The following is a 5,790-nucleotide window of genomic DNA, read 5'->3' on the forward strand; positions in this document are numbered from 1 at the left end:
TATATTGTATATAATCATGCAGAAAGATGAGAGCCTAAATTTTCTCAGGGAGCTGGATAATTTAAAGGCAGGCAGGTATCATTATTTTATAGATATATTATCTGATATGGGCTATTTTCTTGATGGTTATGATCTGCTTGTTATAGGTCCGGCATTAATATTTATAGCGCCATTATTTCATATAGGTGCTGTAATATCATCAATTATAGGAGTTGCAACCATTGTTGGCCAGTTAATTGGGGGCGCGGTTTTTGGATTCATTGCTGATATGAAGGGTAGAAAGGTTATTTACCAGTGGGATATGCTAATTTTTGCTGTATTTGCAATTTTAAGTGCAGTTTCCCAGAACTATATTGAGCTAATAGCCTTCAGGTCATTGCTTGGGCTGGCCATAGGTGCGGATTATGCACTGACATTATCCATAATCGGTGAATTTTCCCCTGTAAAGCATCGCGGTAAATATCTTGGTACCGGTCTGATGTCATGGTGGATAGGTGGATCAGTTGCAGTTGCACTTGGACTTTTATTCTTACCACTTGGCAGCATAGCCTGGAGGTGGCTGCTTGGGGCCGGTGCCGTTCCTGCAATAATAGTCTTAATACTAAGGCGCAGGGTTGATGAAACACCCAGATATGCAGTTGAAAAAAATGAGAAGAATGAAATAAAAGATATAAAGGAAAAATTCAAGATTAAAGATGAAAACGATTTAAATAATTTAAAGAATGCATCCTATGCCACAGGAAATGTTAATTACACAAGGAGGGGCATATTTACCTTCACATCCTGGTTTCTTAATGACCTGATATTTTATGGCATAGGAATATATACGGTAACACTGCTTTTAGAGTTAGGCTATTCAACACATGCAGGATCCCTGGCACTGACCCTAATATTGTATGTAATAGGTGTTATTGGAACACTTGTTTTTGTATTCACAGCCGATATAATAGGCAGGAAGAAGTGGCAGGAATATACATTTCTGGCGCAGGGCGTTTCATTATTTATACTTGCACTATATTTTCTTGCCGTTAGATCAGCACCCCCAATATTACTGCTATTCCCAATGTTCGCCATATTTTATTTTGCCAATGCAGGCGGTACCGGTGAAACAACCGGGATATTTGTAAGCGAACTATTTCCAACCAGAATGAGGACAACGGCCATGGGTGCAGGCACCGCAATAAGCAGGGTTGGTGCAATTATATCTGCAGTTGTTTTTCCAATAACATTAAAATTATACGGCATAGTACCCATGGAACTTTTGCTGTTTATAGTTGGTCTTGCAGGATTTCTAATAACACTCTTCCTTGGGGAGGAAACAAAGGATAAATCCCTGGAGCAGATAGCTGCCTGATGCCAGCTTATAATTTTTGAAATATATAAAAATGTCTAACCCATCTACATAAAATTATTTTTAAATCATTTTTTTCTGTAAACAGAATACCACATCTTATAATTATTTATTCTGTAACCGTGACCCATTGCATAATTTATTATTATATCCATTGATAACTGTAATTCCTCAGGAGTATGTGGATTGGAAATCCCTGATGATCCTGGGCTCCAGTCAGCAATAATAATGGCATTACTTGTAATTCTATCAATCTCATTCATTGCCCTTATTGGATCAGTAAAGTGATGGGCTGAAAATAGAGATATTGATGTTGTAAATTGTTTATCCCTAAATCCGGTTTCCTCTATTGATAATTTCAATAATTTTAACCTGTTTTTATAAATTTCATCCAAAAAGGTGTTTTTTAGCTGTTCAAATCTCCACATCTCAGGGTCAATGCTGGTAATGCTAATATCCTCATTTTTTATAAGCGCTTTTATGACCGTGCCAAAGCCCGTTCCGATATCAAGAATATTGTTTCCTATTATTAAAGGCTTGATTTTATCCATTATTTTCCCCATCGACGGCTCATTCATGGTTACCCCTGAAAACGTTTAGATTAAAAGGGATAAACTGTTTTTAAATATTACTATAAGAAAAATAATATGCACTGGTCATTAAATTTTGGATTGAACCTAAAAATCAATAACGTATTCAGGGCATATAAAAAAAATTTTTATATATTTTTAATATCATTTTCAAAATTATTTTTTCATGAAAATATCCAGTAAAATAACAAAACACAGGATGCTTATAATCACAATCTGGGTTATAGTGCTAATTTCCCTTTTCCCGGCATTTACAGGATATTCACATTTTATTAGTTATTCAACAACATCGAATGCACCTGCAAATTCTGAATCTTCAATAGCCCAGAAAATACTTGAAAAAAGGATACCGGATAATCAGACTTTTTTTAATAATATTTTGACAATTTCTAAGTCAAATTAAAGCATATTTATTCCTTAAATATCAAGGTCCCTGGTTATATCCTTTATTGATGGTATTGATCCGATGCCTTTAGATATTCTCATGGCTGCAACTATGTTTCCAAGAATACATGCATTTTTTTCATTATACCCTGAAATTAATGCTGAAATATAGCCAATGTCAAAGGCATCGCCAGCACCTATCGTATTTGCTATTTTAATGTCCTTTACTGGTGGGCATTTTATTATTTCCCTGTTTTTTACTGTTACAGAACCATCACGGTCAAGTTTCAATACATATCTGTCTCCATGGATATCATTTTTAATTCTTTTCAGTATATTATTAATATCATCACTAAAATATGCCACAGCCTCATCCCTATTTAAAAAAACCTTTGTGGATAAATTCATGAATTTCTCAATTCCGATAATTTGGGATATAAGCGGGCCCGGATCAAAAAATATGTACTTCTCGGCTGTTTCCGCATCCATCACCGCTTTCATTAATGCCCTGTATGTTTTTCCCTTTTTTATAAGGTTGTAACCCTCAAAAAATATTGATTTAGAATCATTTATTAAATTCGCATCCACATAATCCATGGAATCCCCCGATCCAAGATAACCAAGGAATGAATGCCTTTTCATATCATCAATAATATTAACCGATGTGGCAGTCATTTTTTTATTAGATCTGATTATATAATCCGTATTTACACCATTATTTTTTAATTCCTTTATCAGGTAATCACCAAATAGGTCATTTCCGATATTATCCACGAATGAAACCTTAAGTCCCAGTTTTGAGGCCATAACTGCCATGGCTGCTGTACCACCCGGACATACTTCCATGGTGCTGGAAATTGTTGTTGTGTATTCCTTAATAGGGAAATTCTTTATGTTAAGATATATATCTAAAACACCGTCTCCAATTATCAAAAGGTCATATTTGCATGGCATTCAGGAATTTCCCTCCCAGTTCTCTTATGTCACGTCTGGCTGATTCATCTATGGTTTTTACCCATTTTTCTGGTATTCTGGCAAGGCCATTATACGCACCTGAAATGGCCCCCACCATGCCACCTATTGTATCCGAATCACCACCAAGATTGCATGCCATCAATATTGCATTTTCAAAGTTACCTCCGGACTTTAAGAATATAGATATTGCAGCAGGCACCGCGTCCTCAGTAAGTGCCCCATCAGGTTTTAATAAGAAATCATATAACGAATCAAGAAATGAATCAATGCTGCTGGTACTTTTTGCAATATTATATGCACCAGCAATTCTTGATGAAATTGATTTTTCTGGTTCTCCCATAAATTTTGCACCGAGGTCTGATCCAAGCAATGATGCATCATAAATTTCGGATAAACTTTTATTTCCAGATGCTGCACTTTTTACCGCAAATGCTATTGCAGCACCTCCTGATATTGCCACTGCGGTATTATGGGTGCATAAACATGCATTTATAACATCATTTACTGTTTTTTCATTATCTGAAAAAAGATCAAAAATCCCAATGGAACTGATTTTCATGGCACACCCATTTGTTGTCCCATTTTTTCCTGTTATTTTATATGATACACCGGATTTTAAGTTTTTAATTGCCATCCTTGTGCTTGGTCCAATCAGTGTTGTGTTTAATATATCATTGTCATCAGCCCATTTAACAAGATTTTTAGCCACATCCTCAGGGTCAACAAAACCTTTTGATATAATGGAATCAGCAATCATGTATGTAAGTTCCGTATCATCAGTATATTCTCCCCTAACGAGGTTTGAGTGTACAGACCCCTCCATGGGTGCTGTTAGAAAATCGTTTACAAAGCCAAATTTATTTTTTATTTCTGACCTGCTTAAAAACGTTGTCGGCATTCCCATTGCATCCCCTATAGCAACGCCGTAGAAGACCCCTAAAATTTTGTCCCTTAAATTAGATATATCCATATTATTTTTATTTAGCCTCATCCCATATCCTCACACTTTTACCCTTGCTTGTCTCTATTCCAAAGACATACCAGGCAACTGATGCAGCCATGCCAGTGCTAAAAATTCCAATTCCAAGCCACATATAGGAAATTATGGGCAGATTAACTGCAAGAAATATAACAGGTATTGACCCACCAAGGGAAATAACCCTAACAATTGCTGAATAAAGCCCTCTCCTCCTGGTTGCCCATATCTCTGACTTTAATGTATCCTCTGCCAGAAAATATATATTTATGAATACTGAAACACCTATGAATAAAAACCAGAATAAAACAATGTTTGTTAACCATAACTTCAGGGTTGGTATAAACAGGTATGCAAATATAACAACCAGCACCGAGGAAATCAAAAGAAAGCGCTTTCTGCTGAACCTGTCTGCGGCAAGTCCCAGAAAGCCTGCAAAAAATGCCACCAAACCAAATACAAAAATTAACCAGTCGGTAAGCGAGGGGAAAAAGTATGGACCAAGTGTTAACACAATCAGGCTGAATCCTGCTGTGTAAGCCCAGCCTATTACACCACCTATAAATATTCTAAAATAAATTGATGGTAACTTCTGTGGTTTAATATTATCCACACCTTCCGTGTAAACCCCAGAGTATTTTTTTAATTCATCACCTGCCTGGTTGATATGGCCCCTTGCCTCAAGCCACATGACGGATTCTGGAAGCCTTAACCTGATAATGTACATAATTAAAATGGATATTAATAACGTTACCCCAAGCAGCACCCTCTGGTCAAATATTGATGATATTGCCAGAAGTGCCAGTATGGCTGCTATTGATCCACCAATGTTTGTAAAATTTAATTCCAGAAACAGTGCCCTGCTTCTATGCCTTCTGGGGAATAATTCATGTGTTGCGGTGAGAATTGTGTTATATTCTCCTCCAGCTGCAAATAATAGCAGACCCACAAAAATTAATATTGTTATGTATGTAAAGCTGAAAATAAGTCCAATGGCACCAATAACATATATGCCAAGTGTGATAAAAAGTGTTTTTTTCCTTCCTATCCAATCAGCAAGAGGTCCTGATACTGCACCACCAAGAAGTAGCCATAGCGGTGGCCATACTGCAAGAAGGCCAAGAAGGGTTCTGGGCATTGCCACCCATGATGTTGCAATATATGATAATGAATATATATAAGCCTCAACAGTTGTGCCTATTGAAAATGCAATAAATAAAAGAGTGTGGACCGGTGTCCATTTCAAATCCTCAACCTGAACTGATGGGTCCATTTAACTTCTTATCAATAATAAATATTTAAAATTTATACAATGAAATAGAACCAAAATGTTTCATCTTTTTAAAAATTTGTGAAATATTTTTCATCTTTTTAGGCCTTTATATTAATGACACTTTTCTATTCCTATACATTGTTATGTATTTCATTTTATTATTTAATTTCATTCTGATTTGTATGCTCTTATTATATTTTTATCAGGTATATAGAAGATATTATTTTGATAATATAATTTA

At 35.8% G+C, this 5,790-nt stretch carries 6 protein-coding genes; 2 read left to right on the forward strand and 4 right to left on the reverse strand.

The features are described from left to right. Positions 1 to 16: 16 nt before the first annotated feature. Positions 17 to 1,354: an MFS transporter gene (locus tag AOG55_RS07560; RefSeq protein WP_048102342.1), complete on the forward strand. Its 1,338-nt coding sequence runs from the start codon at positions 17 to 19 to the stop codon at positions 1,352 to 1,354. A gap of 65 nt (positions 1,355 to 1,419) precedes the next feature. Here the strand turns inward: AOG55_RS07560 and AOG55_RS07565 are convergent, their stop codons facing one another. Further along, on the reverse strand, positions 1,420 to 1,929 hold the full coding sequence (locus AOG55_RS07565; RefSeq protein ID WP_055041120.1) for a class I SAM-dependent methyltransferase: 510 nt from the start codon (positions 1,927 to 1,929) through the stop codon (positions 1,420 to 1,422). A 178-nt stretch (positions 1,930 to 2,107) separates the two neighbouring features. On the opposite strand from AOG55_RS07565, the gene AOG55_RS07570 reads away from it, so the two are divergent. Then, positions 2,108 to 2,344, forward strand: coding sequence for a hypothetical protein (locus AOG55_RS07570; RefSeq protein WP_055041121.1), 237 nt, complete (start codon positions 2,108 to 2,110; stop codon positions 2,342 to 2,344). Between the two features lie 14 nt (positions 2,345 to 2,358). On the opposite strand, the gene AOG55_RS07575 is transcribed toward AOG55_RS07570, so the two are convergent. From AOG55_RS07575 to AOG55_RS07585, 3 genes are read right to left on the reverse strand one after another with little or no spacing between them, the layout of a single operon-like run. Next, on the reverse strand, positions 2,359 to 3,279 hold the full coding sequence (locus AOG55_RS07575; RefSeq protein ID WP_054964117.1) for a carbohydrate kinase family protein: 921 nt from the start codon (positions 3,277 to 3,279) through the stop codon (positions 2,359 to 2,361). Next, entirely contained in the window at positions 3,263 to 4,291 is a 1,029-nt protein-coding gene (locus AOG55_RS07580; protein WP_055041122.1) for an ADP-ribosylglycohydrolase family protein, read from the reverse strand. Before AOG55_RS07580 ends, AOG55_RS07575 begins: the two co-directional genes overlap by 17 nt. Then, a complete protein-coding gene (locus AOG55_RS07585; protein ID WP_048102337.1) occupies positions 4,278 to 5,549 on the reverse strand; it encodes an MFS transporter in 1,272 nt (423 codons plus the stop codon). The genes AOG55_RS07580 and AOG55_RS07585 overlap by 14 nt, the downstream gene beginning before the upstream one ends. Between the last annotated feature and the right edge of the window lie 241 nt (positions 5,550 to 5,790).

Source organism: Acidiplasma cupricumulans, from assembly GCF_001402935.1.
GTDB classification, from domain to species: Archaea; Thermoplasmatota; Thermoplasmata; order Thermoplasmatales; family Thermoplasmataceae; genus Acidiplasma; species Acidiplasma aeolicum.